Origin of the sequence: Bradyrhizobium lupini (genome assembly GCF_040939785.1) — a bacterium.
Taxonomy (GTDB): Bacteria; Pseudomonadota; Alphaproteobacteria; order Rhizobiales; family Xanthobacteraceae; genus Bradyrhizobium; species Bradyrhizobium canariense_D.
In genome coordinates this window covers 5,696,739-5,716,735 of sequence record NZ_CP162553.1, presented here as the reverse complement: position 1 = coordinate 5,716,735, position 19,997 = coordinate 5,696,739, and the positions used below count along the sequence as shown (strand labels likewise).

16 protein-coding genes and 1 pseudogene are annotated in these 19,997 nt (G+C 64.3%); 9 read left to right on the top strand and 8 right to left on the bottom strand.

Features of this window, described 5'->3' with window-relative positions; genetic code table 11:
* The first annotated feature begins 2 nt into the window (after positions 1-2).
* From AB3L03_RS27135 to AB3L03_RS27105, 7 genes and pseudogenes are all read left to right on the top strand, one after another.
* Positions 3-878: a branched-chain amino acid ABC transporter permease gene (locus AB3L03_RS27135; RefSeq protein ID WP_018457493.1), complete on the top strand. Its 876-nt coding sequence runs from the start codon at positions 3-5 to the stop codon at positions 876-878.
* Between the two features lies 1 nt (position 879).
* On the top strand, positions 880-1,806 hold the full coding sequence (locus AB3L03_RS27130) for a branched-chain amino acid ABC transporter permease (protein ID WP_085350215.1): 927 nt from the start codon (positions 880-882) through the stop codon (positions 1,804-1,806).
* Positions 1,806-3,287 (top strand): ATP-binding cassette domain-containing protein, encoded by a 1,482-nt coding sequence (locus AB3L03_RS27125; protein ID WP_368507294.1) that lies wholly within the window; start codon positions 1,806-1,808, stop codon positions 3,285-3,287. The genes AB3L03_RS27130 and AB3L03_RS27125 overlap by 1 nt, the downstream gene beginning before the upstream one ends.
* A gap of 41 nt (positions 3,288-3,328) precedes the next feature.
* Entirely contained in the window at positions 3,329-4,570 is a 1,242-nt protein-coding gene (locus tag AB3L03_RS27120; RefSeq protein ID WP_247368912.1) for an ABC transporter substrate-binding protein, read from the top strand.
* 174 nt (positions 4,571-4,744) lie between these two features.
* Positions 4,745-7,258 carry an excinuclease ABC subunit UvrA gene (uvrA, locus tag AB3L03_RS27115; RefSeq protein WP_368507293.1) on the top strand — a complete coding sequence of 838 codons (2,514 nt, stop codon included), beginning with the start codon at positions 4,745-4,747 and terminating at the stop codon, positions 7,256-7,258.
* Positions 7,259-7,411: 153 nt separating this feature from the next.
* A pseudogene (locus AB3L03_RS27110) lies at positions 7,412-7,600 on the top strand (twin-arginine translocation signal domain-containing protein); the annotation flags it as partial.
* Complete coding sequence (locus tag AB3L03_RS27105; protein ID WP_368507292.1) at positions 7,545-8,723, top strand: ABC transporter substrate-binding protein; 1,179 nt, start codon at positions 7,545-7,547, stop codon at positions 8,721-8,723. The pseudogene AB3L03_RS27110 and the gene AB3L03_RS27105, both read left to right, overlap by 56 nt.
* Positions 8,724-8,993: 270 nt before the next feature.
* On the opposite strand, the gene AB3L03_RS27100 is transcribed toward AB3L03_RS27105, so the two are convergent.
* From AB3L03_RS27100 to AB3L03_RS27065, 8 genes are all read right to left on the bottom strand, one after another.
* Entirely contained in the window at positions 8,994-10,163 is a 1,170-nt protein-coding gene (locus tag AB3L03_RS27100) for a Gfo/Idh/MocA family protein (RefSeq protein ID WP_085360725.1), read from the bottom strand.
* Positions 10,164-10,205: 42 nt separating this feature from the next.
* Entirely contained in the window at positions 10,206-10,517 is a 312-nt protein-coding gene (locus tag AB3L03_RS27095; RefSeq protein ID WP_085360723.1) for a septal ring lytic transglycosylase RlpA family protein, read from the bottom strand.
* 103 nt (positions 10,518-10,620) lie between these two features.
* Complete coding sequence (locus AB3L03_RS27090) at positions 10,621-11,466, bottom strand: CmcJ/NvfI family oxidoreductase (RefSeq protein ID WP_368507291.1); 846 nt, start codon at positions 11,464-11,466, stop codon at positions 10,621-10,623.
* A gap of 404 nt (positions 11,467-11,870) precedes the next feature.
* Positions 11,871-12,971, bottom strand: coding sequence for an LLM class flavin-dependent oxidoreductase (locus AB3L03_RS27085; protein ID WP_085360719.1), 1,101 nt, complete (start codon positions 12,969-12,971; stop codon positions 11,871-11,873).
* A gap of 29 nt (positions 12,972-13,000) precedes the next feature.
* Complete coding sequence (locus AB3L03_RS27080; RefSeq protein ID WP_368507290.1) at positions 13,001-14,173, bottom strand: acyl-CoA dehydrogenase family protein; 1,173 nt, start codon at positions 14,171-14,173, stop codon at positions 13,001-13,003.
* Positions 14,167-14,967 (bottom strand): ABC transporter ATP-binding protein, encoded by an 801-nt coding sequence (locus tag AB3L03_RS27075; protein ID WP_368507289.1) that lies wholly within the window; start codon positions 14,965-14,967, stop codon positions 14,167-14,169. The genes AB3L03_RS27080 and AB3L03_RS27075 overlap by 7 nt, the downstream gene beginning before the upstream one ends.
* Positions 14,961-15,983 (bottom strand): ABC transporter permease, encoded by a 1,023-nt coding sequence (locus tag AB3L03_RS27070; protein ID WP_085360715.1) that lies wholly within the window; start codon positions 15,981-15,983, stop codon positions 14,961-14,963. Before AB3L03_RS27070 ends, AB3L03_RS27075 begins: the two co-directional genes overlap by 7 nt.
* Complete coding sequence (locus AB3L03_RS27065) at positions 15,961-17,064, bottom strand: ABC transporter substrate-binding protein (RefSeq protein WP_085360713.1); 1,104 nt, start codon at positions 17,062-17,064, stop codon at positions 15,961-15,963. Before AB3L03_RS27065 ends, AB3L03_RS27070 begins: the two co-directional genes overlap by 23 nt.
* Positions 17,065-17,539: 475 nt before the next feature.
* On the opposite strand from AB3L03_RS27065, the gene AB3L03_RS27060 reads away from it, so the two are divergent.
* Positions 17,540-18,520: an ABC transporter substrate-binding protein gene (locus AB3L03_RS27060; RefSeq protein ID WP_085360789.1), complete on the top strand. Its 981-nt coding sequence runs from the start codon at positions 17,540-17,542 to the stop codon at positions 18,518-18,520.
* 381 nt (positions 18,521-18,901) lie between these two features.
* Positions 18,902-19,996 (top strand): catalase family protein, encoded by a 1,095-nt coding sequence (locus AB3L03_RS27055; RefSeq protein WP_368507288.1) that lies wholly within the window; start codon positions 18,902-18,904, stop codon positions 19,994-19,996.
* Position 19,997 lies beyond the last annotated feature (1 nt).

Below are 19,997 nucleotides of genomic sequence, written 5' to 3'. Positions count from 1 at the left end.
AGATGCGTGCTTTCCAGATTCTGATCGATGGCTTTGCCATCAGCGCTCTCTATGCTCTCGGTGCCACCGGCTTCACGCTGATCTTCGGCGTCTCCGGCGTCCTCAACCTCTCCCACGGGGCCATCATGGTGGCGGCAGCGGTGGCGGCCTGGGCTGCCGCCAGCATCCTGAATGTCGGCACCTATGCCGGCGCACTGATCGGCGTCGGTGTCGCCCTCCTTACATCCTTTGCGACCTATTTCGCGGTGGTGAAGCCGATCCAGGATTCCCGGCGCATCCCGAATGAAGAGAAGGAGATCTTCGTCCTCACCGGCACGCTGCTATGGGGGATCATGATCCAGGAGGTGATCGCTTATTTGTTCACCAACAACGCCAAGACCGTGCTGCCGATCGTCGAGGGCGTGGTCGAGATTCTCGGCGTCCGCACGCCCAGGAACGAGATCTTTACCGCGATCGTGTGCTGCTTCGTCATCGCTCTGTTGTGGCTCCTGGTGAACCGCACCCGCACCGGTAAGGCGGTGCTGGCGGCCTCGATGAACCCACGCGGCGTCACCCTGCTCGGCCTCGAGCTCACCAACATCTACGTCGTGGTGTGGGCGATCTACGGCATCCTCGCCGGCATCGCCGGCGTGCTGCTCGGAATGTTTCTCGGCGTCAGCTCCTACAGCGTCGGACCGCTGACCGCGAGCGCGTTCTCGATCGTCGTGCTCGGCGGCCTCGGCAGCGTCTCCGGCTCGCTGATCGCAGCCTTCGTGGTCGGCTATCTCGAAACGCTCACGGCCTATCTGGTCTCGCCGGCCTACCGCACCATTCCGGCGCTGCTGCTGCTCGTGTTCGTGATGTACATCCGGCCCCAGGGCCTTCTGGGGAGGCGCTGAGATGGCCAGCTTCTTTACGACACGCCTGTTCTTCATCTCATTCGCGCTCGTCGTCATCGCGGCGACGCTGCCGCTCTACGTCTCCGGCTACGTGCTCGGGCTTCTCACCGTCGCCTTCTATTTCGGCGTGTTTGCAATGGCGTGGGACCTGCTGTTCGGCTTCGCCGGCGAGGTCAATTTCGGGCCGACCTTCCTGATCGGCGTCGGCGCCTACACCGCCGGCATCCTGAATGCCCAGTTCGGCTGGTCAGTCTATCTCTGCATCGTGCTCGGCGCGCTCGCCTCCGTCATCGCCGGCCTCGTGCTGGCGCTGCCGGCGCTTCGGGTGCGCGGACCGTATTTCGGCCTGACCACGCTGGTCGCGGTGCTGATGCTGCAGAATTTCATCGTGGTGTTTGCCGACCTCACCGGCGGCGAGATCGGCTTGACCATTCCCGACGTCATCTCCATCAACGCCGGCGTCAATTACTGGATCGCGCTCGGCTTCATGACGATCTCGGCGGCCATTCTCTATGGCCTGTCGCAATCGCCTGTTGGCCTGGTGCTGCAAGCCAGCGGCCAGGACCCGGTCCAGGCCGGCGCGCTCGGCTTCAACATCGTCAAGCACAAGCTCGCCGCCTTCATCGTCAGTGCGTTCTTCTCGGGGTTATCAGGCGCGCTGCTGGTGTTCTACTTCGGCACCGCCTCGGTCGGCACCGTCGTCGACGTCGCGGTCGGCGTCAACGTGATCGTCTCAGCCGTGCTCGGCGGCCGGCGCACCGTGCTTGGCGCGGCACTCGGCGCGATCTTCCTGATCGTCGCCGGCGAATTCCTCAGGCCCACCGGCGAGCTCGCGACCTTCATCGTCTCAGCTGTCGCGCTGCTCGTCGTGCTGTTCTTCCCCGGCGGCTTTCTCGGAGCGGCCCTCTCGCGTGAGGCGCGCTCGTGATGGATATGCGATCTTCAAACCGGGCCGTGCTCGAAGTCCGCGGCCTGACCAAGCGCTTCGGCGGACTGACGGCGGTGAAGAACCTCGGCTTCGAGGTCAATAGCGGCGAGATTTTTGGCCTGATCGGGCCGAACGGCTCGGGCAAATCGACCGCGATGAAGAGCGTCATGGGCATCGAACGCCCGACATCAGGCGAAGTCGTATTCGAGGGCGAGAACGTCGCGGGCTTGCCGGCGCACAAGATCGCGCGCAAGGGCTTTGGCATGGTGTTCCAGCATTCGCGACCGCTGAACCGGCAGACTGTGCTGGAGAACATCATGGTCGCGCTGCTGCCGGACAGCCTGTTCATGCTGTTTCCGGACAAGGCGCTGCTCGAGCGCGCCAAATGGATCGCCGATCGCGTCGGGCTCGGCAACGTGATGAACCGCCGCCCGCCGACGCTGCCCTTCGCCGACTTGCGCCGGCTCGAGCTGGCAAAGGCTATCGCGCGCGATCCCAAGGTCGTGCTGGTGGACGAGCCCTTTGCCGGGCTGACGCGGGCCGAGGTCGAAATGTTTTCCGACCTGATCCGCAGTTTCCGCGACGAGGGCCGCGCGGTGATGCTGGTCGACCACAACGTCAAGAGCGTCGCGGCGTTGGTCGACCGCGTGCTCGCGATGTATCTCGGCGAGGAGATCGTCACCGGCAAGGCCGAGGACGTCATGAAGAACGAGACGGTGCGGCGGGTCTATCTCGGCGGCGCCATCGAGACCCATGCGCGGCCCGAGACCAGCTTCAAGGACAAGGTGCCGCTGCTCCAGGTCGAGAATGTCAGCGTGTTCTACGGCAAGGCGCAGGCGCTGGAGAACGTCTCGATCCACGTCCATGAGGGCGAGTTCGTCTCGATCGTCGGTCTCAACGGCGCCGGCAAGACCACATTGTTCAACACCATCTCGGGCTTCCTGCCTTATCGCGGCGAGATCGTGCGCAACGGCGAGAAGCTGCGCGGCACGACGCCGGCGAAGATCGCCCGCAGCGGCCTCGTGCAGTGCCCGGAATCGCGCGAGCTGTTCGGCGAGATGAGCGTGCGCGAAAACCTCGATCTCGGCGGGCAACATCTGGCCGACGACAAGCGCGCGGCACAGCTCGCCTGGCTGTTCGAGCTATTCCCGATCCTGAAAGAGCGTCAGGGCCAGATGGCGCAAACGCTCTCCGGCGGCGAGCAGCAGATGCTTGCGATCGGCCGCGCGCTGATGATGCAGCCGCAGATCCTGATCCTGGATGAACCGACGCTGGGTCTCGCCCCCGTCATCCTCGAACTCCTGTCCAAGGCCCTAACGAGGCTGCGGCAGACGACGTCGATTACGGTGCTGCTCGGCGAGCAGAACGTGACCTTCGCGCTTCCGCATGCCGACCGCGTCTATGTACTCGAGCATGCGAGGATCGTCTGGGAGGGCGATCCGGGCCGCTTCGCCGCGGAGGCTGGCGCCGATTTTCTCTAGTTCGCCCATACCAACAACAAAACAAGCAAAAGGAAACGACCATGCGACCATCGAAGAGTTTGAGCGGCAGCTTCCTCCTCGCCTCCGCGCTGGCGCTGTGCCTTGCTGCTCCCGCCTATGCGCAGTCGAACGATCCTATCAAGATCGGCGTCATCGCCGAGGTGCAGTCGATCGCTGGTGCCGCGACGCCCGGCGGCGCGCAGATCGCCGCCGACGAGATCAACGCCAAGGGTGGCATTCTCGGCCGCAAGATCGAGATCGTGACCTACGACAACAAGAGCTCCTCGGCGGACTCGGTGCGCGCGTTCCAGCGCGCGGTGAGCGAGGACAAGGTCTCCGCCGTGATCGCGAGCTATATCAGCGAGGTCGTGCTGGCGCTCGAGCCCTGGGCAGCGCGGCTGAAGATGCCGCTGATCACCCCCGGCGCGGCCTCGAACGAGATCACCAAGGCGATTCATAACGACTACGAAAAGAACAAATACACCTTCCACGGCTATCTGACCTCGGCCGCACAAGCGCAGCTCGTCTGCGACGCCGCCAAGGATCTGCTGGTCGACAAGCTCAAGTTCAAGACGGCCGCGATCATGAGCGAGGACGCCGCCTGGACCAAGCCGCTCGACGTCGGCTACGAAGCCTGTCTTCCGAAAGCAGGCCTCAAGGTCGTCGAGCACGTGCGGTTCTCGCCCGATACCACCGACTTCACGCCGATCTTCAACAATATCGAGGCCAAGAAGCCGGACGTGATCGTCACCGGCATCTCGCATGTCGGCGTGCAGCCGACGGTGCAGTGGAAGAACCAGCAGGTGCCGATCCCGATGTTCGGTATCAGCGCGCAGGCGCTGAGCCCGACCTTCTGGAAGGACACCAATGGCGCCGCTGACGGCGTGCCGTCGCTGGCGGTCGCAACACCCGACGTCGCCGTGACCTCCAAGACGAAGCCGTTCGCAGCCGCCTTCAAGGCCAAGTTCGGCTCGCCGCCGGCCTACACCGGCTACACCGCCTATGACGAAGTCTACTTCATCACGGAGGCGATCAAGCGCGCCGGCTCGACCGATCCGGACAAGATGGTCGCTGAGCTTGAAAAGACCGACTACGAGGGTACGATCGGCCGCATCCAGTTCTACGGCAAGGACGACGAGTTCACCCACGGCATCAAGTCGGGTCCCACGACCGTATCCGGTCTGGTCTTCCAGTGGCAGGACTCCAAGCAGGTCGTGGTCTGGCCCGAGAAGATCGCGGAGGGCAAGCTGAAGTTTCCGAGCTTCGTGAAGCTGTCGCAGTAACACGCCGGGCTGGGCACCAGGGGCCCGTCCCGAGCGCCCCATCGCCCTTGCATGGCCCGTCGCTTCAATCGCGGCGGGCCTTCGCTTTGTGCAGAACGCAACCGATGCGCTGGCATCTGTGGACCCATCCTGCGATCCTGCCGTTATCTCCCATGCGTGGGCCGGAGCAGCGAGATGGACGACCGATCAAGACACCCCGATGACCTGATGCAGGATGACGGCTTCGTTCGCGTGCGGGGCGCGCGTGAGCACAATCTCAGGAACGTCGACGTCAGTATTCCGCGCAACGCCCTCGTCGTGTTCACCGGCGTGTCGGGCTCCGGAAAATCCTCGCTCGCCTTCGGAACGGTCTACGCCGAGGCGCAACGGCGATATCTGGAATCGGTGTCGCCTTACGCGCGGCGCCTCTTCCACCAGATGCAGATCCCTGAGGTGGACGACATCGAAGGCCTGCCGCCCGCCGTAGCGCTCCAGCAGCAGCGCGGCGCGCCGACGACGAGGTCGTCCGTGGGCAGCGTGACGACCATCTCGAACCTGCTCAGGATGCTCTATTCCCGTGCCGGCGAATACCCGCGCGGACAAAGGATGCTCTATGCGGAATCGTTCTCGCCGAACACGCCGGAAGGAGCCTGCCCGACCTGTCACGGTATCGGCAGGATGCTCGACGTCACCGAGAAGTCCATGGTGCCCGACGACACCCTCACCATTCGCGAGCGCGCCGTCGCGGCGTGGCCGAGTGCCTGGCAGGGGCAGAACCTCCGGGACATCCTGACCACGCTGGGCTACGACGTGGACAAGCCCTGGCGTGAGCTGCCCAGGAAGGACCGCGACTGGATCCTGTTCACGGAGGAGCAGCCGACCGTTCCGGTCTATGCCGGTTACGACTTGGCCGAGGTCAAACGGGCCCTGCGCCGCAAGGAGGAGCCGAGCTATCAGGGCACGTTCACCGGCGCCAAGCGCTACGTGATGCAGACCTTTGCCAAGTCCGAGAGTGCGATGATGAAGCGCCGCGTCGCGCAATTCATGATCACCCAGGACTGCCCGACCTGCCATGGCACGCGATTGAAGCCCGAGGCACTCAAGGTCAAATTCGCCGGACTTGATATCGCCGAGATGTCTCATCTGCCGCTCGAGAAGCTGCAGGAGGTGATGAACCCTTTCGCGGAGACTTCGACCGTCGGAGCATCGGAGAAAACCATCGTCGCCAGGCGGATCTGCGAGGATCTGTCGGCGCGGCTGGCCGTCCTGCTCGATCTCGGCCTCGGCTATCTCGCCTGCGAGCGCAGCACGCCGACGCTGTCGCCGGGCGAGTTGCAGCGGCTACGACTTGCGACCCAGGTTCGCTCCAACCTGTTCGGCGTCGTCTATGTGCTCGACGAACCGTCGGCAGGTCTGCATCCCGCCGACACCGAGGCGCTGCTGCGGGCGCTGGACCGGCTGAAACACGCGGGCAATTCGATCTTCGTGGTCGAGCACGAGATCGAGGTGATCAAGCATGCCGACTGGCTGGTGGATGTCGGGCCTGATGCCGGCGAAGGCGGCGGGAACATCCTCTATAGCGGACCGCCCTCAGGACTCGGGCAGGTCGCGCAATCGCGAACCGCCCATTATCTCGCGCATCCACGAAAGCCGCTGCCGATGGTCCGCCGCCAGCCGAAGGCGCATCTGAAAGTCCGGGGTGTGACCCGGAATAATCTCCGCGGCCTCGACGTCGATATCCCGCTCGGCGTTCTCGCCAGCGTGACCGGCGTGTCGGGCTCCGGCAAATCGAGCCTGATCAGCCAATTCCTCGTCGATGCCATGGCGGAGCATCTCGGCCATGCACGGGCTGCGGACGCGGACGACGATAGCCTGGCACCCACGGTCGAGACATTGGGCGGCGAGATCGTCGCCGGCCTCGACCAGGTCGATCGTCTCGTCGTGGTGGATCAGAGGCCGATCGGCCGCACGCCGCGATCCAACCTTGCAACCTATACCGGCCTGTTCGACCACGTCCGGAAGCTGTTCGCCGTGACGCCGCAGGCAAAGTCCCGCCGCTACGATGCCGGGCGCTTTTCCTTCAATGTCGCGAAGGGCCGATGCAGCACCTGCGAAGGCGAAGGATTTGTCTGCGTCGAGCTGCTGTTCCTGCCCAGCGTCTACGCACCCTGCCCGACCTGCAAGGGCGCTCGCTACAATGACAAGACGCTGGAGGTGAAGATCCGCGGAAAATCCATCGCGGATGTGCTGGCGATGCGCGTCGACGAAGCCTTCGAATTCTTCCACGAAGATCCAACCCTCAACCGGTCGCTATCGGTCGTCCGCGAGGTCGGGCTCGGCTATATTCGTCTCGGTCAGTCCGCCACCGAATTGTCGGGCGGGGAAGCCCAGCGCATCAAGCTTGCGACCGAGCTCATGCGGCCGCAACGCGGTCACACGCTCTATGTCCTGGACGAGCCGACCACCGGTCTTCATCCCAGGGATGTCGAGCGGCTGATCGCCCAACTCGAGCGCATCGTGGACGCCGGCAACAGCGTGGTCGTGGTCGAGCACGACATGGATGTCGTCTCTCATAGCGACTGGATCATCGACCTCGGTCCCGGCGCCGGCGAGGAAGGCGGCCGTATCGTGGCGTCGGGGACGCCGCGAGAGGTCGCCGCGGCCGGCGGGAAGACCGCTGGCTATCTTGCCCGTCGCTTGAAACAGTAACGGGCGCGCTCATCACCCATTTCGCAATTGCGTTCTGCGTCGCGGAGACCGGACCCCGACTTTCGCCATGTTGACTTTCCGCCGCCCCGCTCCCCATACTTCGAAAAAGAATAACAAGACCAAATCATAAGACGATCTTTGAGGGAGGATAGGATGCCCACTTCACGCAGGCAGCTGCTGAAGAGCTCGGCGGCTGCCGCCGCCGCACTCAGCCTCGATTGGACACGGGCCCAGGCGCAAGCCGAGAATTTGCGCATCGGCTTGATCTACGACCTCACCGGTCCGTTTGCCGCCGGCGGCTCGGTCGCCTCCTCGGTCGGCGCGCAGATCGCCATCGACCTCGTCAACGAAAAGGGCGGCATCGGCGGCAAGACCAAGATCGTGCCGGTCGCGGCGGACTCTCCAGAGCAAGGCCGACGTCGCCATCAACGAGGCCGAGCGGCTGATCAGCCAGGAAAAGATCGACATCATCAACGGCGTCTATTCCAGCGCGCATGCGGTGCCGATGGCGGCGAAGGTCGAGCAGCAGAAGAAGATCCTCTGGATCACCACCGCGGTCTCGACCGCCGTGTTCAAGGACAAGAACCTGCAATATGTGTTTCGCGCGCAGATCCATTCCGATCAGTACGGCCAGGCCTTCGCGGGCTTCGTCGCCGAGCACGCGCAAGGCAAGCTCGGCATGGACCCGAAGGACGTCAAGGTCGCGCTGATCCACGAGGACGGCCCTTACGGCGTCGGCGTCGCGGCGGCCGACGAGGCCTATGCCAAGCAGGCGGGCATCCAGGTGGTGATGCGCGAAGGCTATTCGGCTTCCGCGCCCGATCTCTCGGTGCTCGTGACCAAGCTCAAGCGCGCCAAGGTCGATGTGATCTCGCACGCCGGCTACAACCCCGACATCACCCTGTTCCTGCGCCAGGCCCGCGAGAGCGGATTGCGCTTCAAGATGCTGTTCGGCGCGGGCGCCGGCTACAGCCAGCTCGACAAGCTGCGCGCGACCTTCGGCCCCGACATCGACAATTTCTGCAACATCGATCCGGTACCGGCGCAACTGCTCGATGCCTCCAAGCTTGCGCCTGGAATCGGCGATCTGACCAAGACCATGGTTTCGCGCTACCAGGCCAAGACCAGCGCCACCGACGTGCCGCCGCATTGCTCGATGGGTTTCAACCAGACCTGGATCTTGCTCAACAACGTGCTGCCGGTCGCCAAGGAGAAGTACGGCAGCTTCGAGCCCGAGGCCATTCGCAAGGCCGCGCTCGACGTCGACATTCCAGCCGGCGGCACGATCCAGGGCTATGGCGTGAAATTCTTCCCGCCGGGCACGCCGATGTCCGGCCAGAACGAGCGCTCGACCCCGGTGGTGATGCAGAATGCCGGCGAACACATCTCGGTGGTGTGGCCGACGAACATCCGGACGCGGGACCCGGTGTTTCCGCTGCCGAAGGGCTCGACCTACGGGACGTGAGGCTACGCGCCGCGCCGACGGTGCACCCTTCCCCCTTGTTTGCGGGAGAGGGTGGCTCGCCGCGAAACGGCGAGACGGGTGAGGGGTTGCCTCCGCGAGCAAACCTCTCTCATTTTAAACCGCGGAGAGAACCCTCATCCGGCGCTATAGCCGAAGCTACGCTTCGGCGTTCTTGAGAACGGCGGCCGAAGGCCGCCTATGCCACCTTCTCCCGCAAGGGGAGAAGGATTGGCACCGTGCCTGCGGCTAGCTCAGTGAGTTCATCACGCCCTACATCACCACCTTTCGTCCCTCCTCCGCCGCCCAGTATCCCGCGTAGTTCACCTTGATTGTCTCGTACGCCAGCGCGAGGTCCGACAGCGGCTGCCGTCCCGTCGCGGCGCATTCCATGAAGTCCTGGATCTCCTGGAGATAGCCGCGCGTCCACTCCTCTTCGAGGCAGACATATTGCCAGCCGGTTTTGCGGTCGACCTTCTCGGTGATGTAGACGGAGGCGAGTTTCTCCTCGGAGGTCTGGTAACTCATCAGATGATTATTCGGCGTGATGTTGGCGAACAGCGAGCCGCCTGACGTGTAGGTCTCGATCAGATTGCGCACGCCGCCCATGATCATGTCGCCGGAGAACACGCTGGCCTTGGTGCCGTCCGAAAACGTCGCGGTCAGCGTGCCCCAATCCTCGACGTCGACAGGATTGGCCTTGATGTAGGTGCGCTCCTCCGGCTTGAGGATGGCCGTGACATTGCCGACATCGCCGCTGACGCTGGCGACGCGGATGGTTTCACGGCGCGCCTTGGCCTCGACCTGCTTGAGATACAGCACCGCCGAGAGCGGATGGCAGCCCATCCGGATCAGCGAGCCGCCGCCGGTCATCGCCCATTGCGCGGCATGGGCGGCATGCGAGCCGGAATGGCTCTCCTCGCCCTTCATGAACAGGATTTTGTCCTTGGTCGCTCTCAGAATCTCCGCGGTCTTGGTCACGGCCGGCGCGTAGATCCAGTCCTCGGCATACATGAAGAGCTTTCCGGTGCGCTCGATCGCGGCACGCGTGGCGTCCATCTCCTCCAGCACGCGCTCATACATCAGCGCCTTCGGCACATGCTTGCCGATCGGCTGCCGGTCGCCGTCGCGGCCGAAATAGCCGGCGAACGGCTTTTCGCAAATGACATGCTTGCCGGCCTGCATGGCAGCGACGATCATCCCCGCATGAAGATTGGGCGGCGTGCAGATGTCGATGACATCGAGCTCGCGGTCTGCGATCAGCTCGGCGAAGCTGCGATAGACCCGTTGGATCTGGTGGCGGCCGGCGAATTCGACGACATGGTCGCCGCGCGCAGCGACCGCCGCGACCTCGACATCCACGCCGTAGACGCGCCGGAACGCATACATATGCAGCTCCGACACGAAGCCGCAGCCGACAAGTCCCACCCTGATCCTGGCCATAGCGCCCCCCGCTTTGGGCGGCACTATAGCGCGCTGGCAGGTCTATTCCACCAAGACCCGCACCACGCCGGCGCTCATCATGCCCAGCGCCTTGGCAGCCGGCACCGAGAGATCGACGATGCGGCCGCGGATGAAGGGGCCGCGATCGTTGACGCGGCACTGAATCGAGCGGCTGCCGTAGGTTACCCTCAGCACGCTTCCGAACGGACGCGTCCGGTGCGCGCAGGTCAGCTCGCCTTTCCCGGCTTTTCCGTATCCGTAATAGGAGGCAAGCCCGCTTTCGGCCTGAGCAAAGGAAACTGCAGAAAGCGAAAAAGTAGCAAGGCAAGAAAATAACGTGGTCTGCGCTCGCACGGCACCCCCTCCGGGTTGGCCTGCTCCCGGCGCAAACGTTTGGCGGTTCCCGTGGGTTCCTGAGCCACTGCCGGGCCGCGCCCGGCAGTGCCATCACAGTTTGTTACTGTTTGTGGAACACCAGTGTGCGGACTTCGATGCTCTCGCGCGGCGCGGCATCGGCCGGCGTGGTCGGATCGACGAACGCGGTGTGCGGCCCGAAGCGGGTGCGGCCGTCGGTCGCGGAATCGTAGCACTTCAGCAACAGCGCCTCGTCCGGTGTCATCTCGGGGAAATAGAACCAGCGATGGTTCGGATTGTATTTCACCGAATAGGTTTCGCCGCGACGGTTGGGATAGATCAGATCCGAGGCAACGAGGTCGTCGGGCGCCACCGTCGTGCCGTCGGCCATCGCCAGGGGCGAATCTCGCAAGGGACCGCGGATCGGCCGCCACAGATTGATTACCTGGACGCGGCCCTTCAGCAACTCTTCGGCCTCGTCGGGCAGATGTTCACGCACGCGGTTGGCGCCTGAGACGACGGTCTGGTCGACGTGGACGCGCGTTGCCGGCTGACGCGGGCCACCGTCGCGGATGTCCGCGGCCCCCTCGACACGCCGACGCACGGTATGGTCGAAGATGACGACGCGGTCGGCTTTTAGCGTTGCGCGCAGGAAGGCCTCGACGGCGGGATAGTAGACCGTCTTGATTTCCTCCTCGTTAGAGAAGTCCTTCACCTGATGTGGATGCCGCACCAGCGCAAAGCCTTCGCGGTCCAGCGAGAAATTTTGCGCGATCAGTCGCGCATCGAAGATCGGGACCTGATGCGGCTCCGGCAACGACGTGCTTTTGGGCTCGCCAGGCGGTGGATCGAAGGCGTAAGTGCGCGGCTTGCCCGACACCGTCGCGAGGTAATTGAGTTCAGCGGTGACGAAGGGAAGCGATTCGATTTTTGTTTCTTGCAGGCCCATGGCCGGTCTCCCGATGTGGTCGTCTGGATGATTTTTGAGGAGACCGGGCGTGCTGCAAGCGAGTTGGTGCAAATAGCAATGCGGGTGCTGTCGCTGGCATGAAACGCAGAACGAACGCATCGCGAAATCGGCCGGGTTGGAATGCGCTCTGCCCGCTTCACGGATGCTTGAGAGCCTTGTGAGATCTCGTGCCCCGGACGCGGCGCATCACGCAGTGGTACGCTGCTGAGCCGGGGCCTATCTCACCGGGAGCATCTGTGCGGCATGGGTCCCGGCTCTGCGCAGTAGCGATCTCGGCCGCCTCGAGCTTCTGCTTGATCAGACCCCAGTGAAGGTAGAGGTCGATTGCGCTCTGCTCGTCCGCGACCAGCCGAACATTATCGCGCCGGCCAGCATGAGACGGATCATTCCGCCGCCTCGCCGCGAACAGCCTGGCGCTTGGCGATCAGCTCGCGCGTCAGCGGGATCAGCTCGCGGCCATACTCGATGGCATCGGGAAGCGGATCGAAGCCGCGGATCAGGAAATGGCTGACGCCGAGGTCGTAATAGTCGCCGAAGACCTCGGCGACCTGCTCGGGCGTGCCGACCAGCGCGGTGGTGTTGCTGTTGGCGCCGGTGAGCTTTGCGATCTCGGTCCACAGCCGCTTGTCGATGCGGCTGCCCTGGTCGGCGAGCGAGAGCAGACGCCGCGCGCCAGCGGTGGCATGGCCGTCGGCGGGCTTGCGATAGCCGGTCTTGTCCTGGAGCGCGGTGGCGCGCGCAAGAATCTCGTCCGCCTTTTCCCAGGCCTGCTTCTCGGTCGGAGCGATGATCGGCCGCACCGAGAGGCTGAAGCGCGGCGTCCGACGGCCCTGCCTGACGGCCGCATTGTGAACCCGCGAGGTGACGTCGCGCACCTGCGCATAGGATTCACCCCACAGCGCAAAGGTGTCGGCATGCTTGCCTGCGACGTCGATCGCAGCGTCAGAGCCACCACCGACGAAGGTGTAGATGCCGGCCTTCTGCAGCGGCTTCACCTGCGAAAAACCGTTCTCGACGTTGTAGTACTTTCCGCTGTAGTTGAACGGCTTCTCGCTGGTCCATTCCAGCTTCACCACGTCGAGAAACTCGCTGGTGCGGGCGTAACGCTCGTCCTTGTCGTCGAGCGTATTGCCGTCCTGCCTGAGCTCGGCTGCATTGCCGCCGGTGATGACGTGGAGCGAGACGCGGCCTCCATAGAGTTGGTCAAGCGTCGCAAGCTGCCGCGCGAGCAGCGTCGGCGCGGTAAAGCCCGGTCGCTGCGCGATCATCACTTTCAACGATTTGGTGATGGTCAGCACATGCTGTGCGACCTGGAGCGCATCGGGCGTGGTCGAATGGAACGCCAGCAGCGCACGATCGAAACCCGCGAGCTCATGCGCCTTCGCGACCGTCTCGATATAGGCGGCATCGAGCACCGGGCCCTGGCGTACGATGGTCTCGGAAGCATTGCTGTTGGCGATAAAGCCGATGAACTCGACCGACATGATGTTCTCCCTGAATCTTTGGCGGCAGGCTAGTGGCCCAATGCGGCACGGCCGAGGCCGGTGCGCGTGGAATCGTCCTGCGGCGTGTGCACGCGACCGCACAGGACGTCGCGATAGTGCCGCTCCAGCGGATTGGCGCGGGACAGGCCGTGATTGCCGGTCAGCGACAAGGCATTCTCGACCGCGGCGACGGCGTTATTGGTGACGGCCAGCTTGATGACGTTGGACTCGGCCGCGGAAAGCGCGACACCGTCATCGAAATCACCGGCAAAGGATGCGATCAGCCGTGCATTGACGATGAGCCGCGCCTCGATCGCGCCAAGGATCTCCTGCGCCCGCGGCAAGGTCGCAAGCGGCGCGCCCAAGCTGGCAGGGACCCGCTGCTTCAGGAACCCGACCAGCCAGTCGCGTGCAGCCCGCGCAACGCCGTCATAGATCGCGGCGACAAAGATCGTGTGGACCGTCGCCTGCGCCACATCAGGTGCGCGCCAGTCCGCCGGCTCGCGCACATCGATCTCGGCATCGAGGGGTATCACGACGTCCTCGAAGATGACGTCGTGGCTGCCGCTGGCCCGCAGGCCGTGATGATCCCATGTCTCGACGATGCGCGTGCCTGGCAGGCCCGCCGGCACCAGGAACTGTCCAACGCGCGGCTCGGCTTCGTCCGTCCGCGCCCAGACCAGATACCATTTCAGGATCGGCGATCCCGTCGAATAGATCTTGTGCCCCGAGAGCCGCCAGCCGGTCTCGGTCCGACGTGCAATGGTCGCGGGCAGGCCGCCGCGCGCAGGCGAGCCCAGTTCGGGCTCGACGCGGAGCGCATTGACGAGCGCAAGGCCTTCGACGCTCTCGCGTGCAAGCTTGCGCGACAGCCGCGCCGGCCAGGTCGGGCTCCGTGCCATCACCAGATGGTTGATGTAGTGCATCGACAGCACCAGCGCGGTCGACGGATCGGCCTTGCCGATGATGCCGAGGACGCGGGCGGCGTATCGTGCGCCAGCTCCGGCCCCGCCATGGGCGGCAGGCACCGTCAGCGACAGCAGGCCTGCTTCGGAAAGCTCGCGAAAGTTCTCGAACGGGAAGCTGCCGGTGCGATCGTGCTCGGCCGCGCGGGCGGCGAAAGCCTCGGCCAGCGCCTCGGCACGTGCGATGTAGTCGGGCTCGTGATGCGCCGCGCGGCCCTTGGCGATCGAAGTCACCATGTGGCGTCCAATCCGAGCAGGCCAAGGATCTGGCGGCGCAAATCCACCAGATACGGATCGCCGCGATGGCGCGGATAGGACCGGTCGACACGGATGTCTGCCTTCACACGCGCCGGGCGGTCGCTGAACACGATGACGCGGTTGGCGAGCACCAGCGCCTCCTCGGCGTCATGCGTCACCAGCAGCGTGGTAAAACCCTTGCGCTGCCACAGTGAGACCAGCTCGGCCTGCATGGTGATGCGGGTCAGCGAGTCGAGCTTACCGAGCGGCTCGTCGAGGATGAGGATTTTGGGATCATTGACCAGCGCACGGGCCAGCGCGACGCGCTGCGCCATGCCGCCCGAGAGCTGGTGCGGATAGGCATTGCGGAAGGACGATAGCCCCACGAGATCGAGCGCGGCATCGACGCGGTGACGCTGGCTCTTCAAGATGCCCTGCGCCTCCAACCCGAGCGCGACGTTGTCCCAGACCGTGCGCCAAGGAAACAAGGTGGGATCCTGGAACACGACGACGCGCGACGGGTGCGGTCGCGTGATGCGCGCCTCGTCCACGCGCAGCGTTCCGGACCGGGGCTTGTCGAGGCCTGCGACGAGGCGCAGCAGCGTGGAATTGCCGCAGCCGGAGGGGCCGAGCAGCGCAACGAACTCGCCCGGCTCGACGGAGATGCTGACGTCGCTGAGCACCGGCAGCTCGGCGCCGTCGATGTCGAAGGCGTGGCTGACCTGCTCGATGTCGAGCGCGGCACCGGCCGCCGGGTGAGCGTCGAAGTCAGCCAGTGCGGTTGCGGCTACCATTTCACTGTCCCCTTTTGCCAAACCAGCAGGCGATCGCGGATCGCAAACAGCAGCGTGATCGCGCCGGAGCAGAGCAACGACATCACGATCAGCGCCGCATACATGTTGGCATAGGCGGCCCAGCCCTGCGCCCATTGCAGGTACCAGCCGAGCCCTGCCTTGACGCCGATCATCTCGGCGACGACGAGCACGGCAAAGGACGAGCCGAGCCCCATGAACAGGCCGACGAAAACGTGCGGCAAGGCCGCGGGGATCGCGACCTTCAGCACCAGGAAGGAAGGCTTCGCCCCGAGCGTCCGCGCGACGTCGTAATATGCGTTGCTCACGCTCGCGACACCCGACCAAGTCAGCACGGTGACCGGGAAGCCGGTTGCCAGCGCGATCAGAAAGGTCGATGCGCTCCAGCTCGACGGAAAGGTGAAGAAGGCGATCGGCAGCCAGGCGGTCGCCGGCAACGGGCCGATGAAGCGCAGCACCGGATGCACCCAATAGCCGACCGCGCGCGACCAGCCGATCGAGACGCCGGTCAGGAAGCCGACCGTCGCGCCGATCAGATAGCCGCCGAGCTGGAGCTTGACCGAGGCGAACACGCTGTCGAGCAGTTTTGGCAGATCGTCGGTGTAGACCTCGATGATCGATTGCGGCGGCGGAAAGAACGGCAACGGTAGCCAGGCGAATTTTGCCGTCGCGACTTCCCACAGGGTCAGGACAACGCCGAGCACGACGAGCCACGGCGCGCGCTGGCGCAAGGCCCGGCCCGTCGAACCGAGGTAATCGGCACCGACCGTCCCGAACAACGCGATCGCTGCGATGACAAACGCGGCAATGCCGAGCGAATGGGTCCGCGACCAGTCGCCGACGTCCTCCCACCACAGGCAGGACAGGCCGAAGGCAATCCACGCCACGCTGGCGAGAATGCCGGCACCGGAGTCCCGGACCCAGCTCGTCAGCCACGGTGCGCGCGAGAGGCGCGGCGCGCCGGAGGCAAGGCCGTCAGACAGCGAATACGTCGACATAGATGCGCTCCGCGAATCTGGCCGTATCGGTGCTCTGCTTGAACACCTGCACGCTCTTGAGATCGTCGGCATAGGCCTTGAGCTCGCGCTTTAGCACTTCGCCGACGGGGTGATGGTGATGAGTGTGGTAGCGCACCATGCCCTCGATATCGGTGAGCGACGCCGTCTTCGGCGCGTAAGGCTGGAACGATTTCGCCGTCACAGACGGATTTTGCGCGGTGAACATCGCGGCATCAAGCAGCGCCTGCGTCAGGGCGCGCGCGACCAGCGGCTCCTCGCGCACCAGGCTGCCGCGCAGGCCGAGGATGCAGCAGCTCTTGTCGCGATATTCGCCATCGAGATTGGAGGCGACCTCCTTGTACTGGCTGTCCTTGAGCCAGAGATAACCCAGCGGGTCGGACGACAGGAATGCCTGCACCTCGCCCTTCTCGACGGCGACGTTGAGAAGGTTGCCGGGATAGGCGCGCCAGTCGACATCCTTGTTCGGATCGATACCGAGCTTGGCGAGCTGAATAGAGAAGAAATTCTTGTCTGGGCCGCCGAGATCACCGACCGCGACGATCTTGCCCTTGAGATCGGCAAGCTTGCTCACGCTGGAATCGGCGCGGGTCAGGACCCGCATGCAGCCACCGTGGGTGCCGGCGGCAATCTTGACGTCAAAGCCCTGCTCCAGCGGCTTTAGCCAGCGCAGCGCCATGCCGAGACCGGCATCGCTCTTGCCGGTTGCGATGGCCTCGAGCAGCTGGTCGGTCGAACCGGAATAGTTGATGAGCTCGATGTCGAGATTATGCTTCTGGAACAAGCCGTGCTCGATCGCGACCGGCACCGGGGCGAGACAGACCGCGCCCGCGTTCCAGGATAGCTTGAGCTTGCGCGGCGCGCCGGTGAGCGCGGGCACATCCGACGCAGTCCGGCACAGCGGAAACTCCGAGAGATCGACGCCGGGCGCGATTGTCCGCGGCGCAAAGGCCTGTGCCGCACCGAAGGCACCGAGCGGCGCAGCGAATGCCGCAGCTAATCCCGCCTGGAGCAAATGGCGCCGGTCGAGCCTCGATCCGTCGCGCTTGTCGTCGTCGTTCATCCGTCTCCACTCCTGCGCTGGCACGGCTCCGCCATCGGCACAACAGCTTGCGTTGCGCCTGTTCCGTGCGGACCTGCGTCGAGAGAAAATCTTTTCGCCGGCGCCTGCTCGGTGCCTTGATGCGATGCGCAAATCATGCGGCGCGTTCGCCGTATCGTCAATGAAATGGAATTTCGAATGTGGCACGAAGCGAAGTCATTCTCTCCACCGGTGCGTGCGAGGACGACGAAAGGATTTCCGCCGATGGATCGATTGACGGAGCACGGGGCTACTCCCTCTCCTGCTTCATTTTTGCGCAGCATCAGTGGCGCATACCGCACGTTCTCGAAATCGGCGCCTCGCTGAAACGTCCTTGCCGATCGCGCGCGCAATACGGTTAGCCATTTCATTGACCGCGCATCATGCGGCCATAGACTTGATCGTCTCGCTGCATCGTTCGCTCACGCGTCGTGGGCAAAGCAACAAGACAGGCCACATGAGCATCAACTCCCTCGATCATTCCATCGCGCGCCGGCTCGCTGCATCGCTGCTTGCCGCCGCCATCACCCTGTCGACGGCGGCGGCGTCGTTCGCAGCCGATGCCGTCGTGCTGCGGGTCGGCGACCAGAAGGGCGGCAATCGTTCGCTGCTCGAGATCTCGGGCTACGCGAAGGATCTGCCTTACAAAATCGAGTGGTCGGAATTCCCCGCGGCAGCTCCAATCCTGGAGGCGCTCAACGCCGGCGCGCTCGACGTCGGCTACACCGGCGACCTTTCATTCCTTTCGGTCTACGCGGCCGGTGCGCCGATCAAGGCGATCGGCGGCACAAGGTCGGATGCGAAGACGCAAGCCATTCTCGTACGCCAGGATTCGCCGATCAAATCGGCCGCCGATCTCAAGGGAAAACGCCTCGCCGGCACGCGCGGCGGCTGGGGCCAGTTCCTGATCGACGCCACGCTGGAGAAGGCGCAGATCAGGCTGGAGGACGCGACCTTCGCGCCGCTCGGCCCGGTCGACGCCAAGATCGCGCTGGTCGCGGGCTCGATCGATGCCTGGGCGGTGTGGGAGCCCTACGTCTCGTTCGCGACGCTCAAGGACAAGGCCCGGGTAATCGCCAACGGCGAAGGCCTGACGCCGACCATCACCTTTATCGTCGCCTCGGACAGCGCCATCGCTGGCAAGCGTGCGGCGGTGCAGGACCTCGTCCAGCGGCTGAACAAGGCGCGGCTGTGGTCGCTGGATCATCTCGGCGAGTATGCCAAGAGCACGGCCGAGTTGACCAAGCTACCGGAGGACGTGCTGCTCTCGGCCTATACCGCGCAGCGCACCAGCCCGATTCCGATCGATGAGAACGTCGTGAAGGAGGTGCAGGAAGCCTCCGACCGCTCGACGCGCTACGGCATCCTGCCGAAGAAGCTCGACGTCAGCAAAGCCGTCGACCGCAGCTTCACCGCTGCGGCCGCGGGATCGAACTAGGCGGAGGCGGCGGGATGCGCGGGCTCCGTCTCAACGCTGGCCCGCTGCATCTCGCCGCGATCTTACTCGCGCATTTGGCCTGCATGAGCCTGATCGTGTGGCTGTCGCTTTAGACGCCAGCCAGGACCCCCGCTCGCCGGCCCGGCCTTAAGGAAAAAATCAGGACAACATAAGGAGCCCATAAGGACTTACGAGACGCCGCTGGCCTAGCATCGACCGTGTGATCGCGTCGGTAACAGGATGCCTCATCCCGCGGCTTGTCCAGGCAATCACAACTCGCTCTCGGGTTGCCGATCCCGACTGGACGGGCTTACAGTGATCCGCCCTGCGGCCGTCGACGCTTGCAATGGGAAGGCGACCTTCGGGCTGGAGATCAGCGCCATGTCAGCCGATCAGTATCTTCGTTACGATCCGTCCGTCGAACACATCCTGCCGGAGGAAGCGGCGGCGGTCGAGGAGATCGTTGCTTCGATTTCGCGAACGAGTGATCGCACTTTTCGCAAAGACAAGCATGGGACCCGGCAGCAGCACGCCAAGGGCGCCGGCTATCTCCGGGGCGAGCTGATCGTCTACGACAATTTGCCGGATCATCTGCGCCAAGGCCTGTTCAAGCAGGCTGGCCACTTCCCGATCATCGTCCGCCTCTCCACCGCATTCAACAGGAGCGATCGTGTCCGTTCGCCGCGAGGGTTTGCCATCAAGGTTTTGGGTGTGACGGGGGCTAAGGCGCTCGGCGACGACGATTCGACGAACCAGGATCTCCTGCTCGTCAATCACCCCAGCTATTTCGCGGATGCGATGGCCTATATGCGCGCACAGCACAAGGTCGAGCACACCCTGTTCCTGCCTGATCTGGCGTACGGACCCATAGGCTTTTTGGCGCGGGTCCTGGTCGCCGCATCGGACAGAACAGGCATTCCGATCCCGATCGTCTTGAAAGCGCTCGGTGATGCCGGCAGCAACATCCTCGGAGAAACCTTTCACACGGAGGGAGCATTGCGGTTTGGCGATTATATCGCAAGGCTTCGCCTGGTGCCGATGTCGGCGTCGGTTCGCCAACTCACCGGCCGACCCTGCCACGATGCCGATGATGCCGTGCTGAACAGCGTCGTTGCCTTCTTCAAGGAGAATGCGGCCGAGTACGAATTATTCGCCCAGCTCTGCACCGACCTGGAGCGAACACCGATCGAAGATGCCTCGATCGACTGGCCTGAAGACGTCGCGCCGCCGCAAGCACTCGGCAAGATCACGCTTCCGCGCCAGACCGCCGACAGCCCCGCGCGTCGCGTCTATTCCGACGAGGTGCTTTCGTTCGATCCATGGCGATGTCTCGCCGCGCATCAGCCGCTCGGCTCGATCATGCGATTGCGCAGGGATGCCTACCGTGCCTCCCGCACGCTGCGGCAGCAGCAAAATCAATTCAAGGTCAAGCAACGGCCCGGCGAACCGCGAGAGATCGCGGACCTGCCGGATTGAG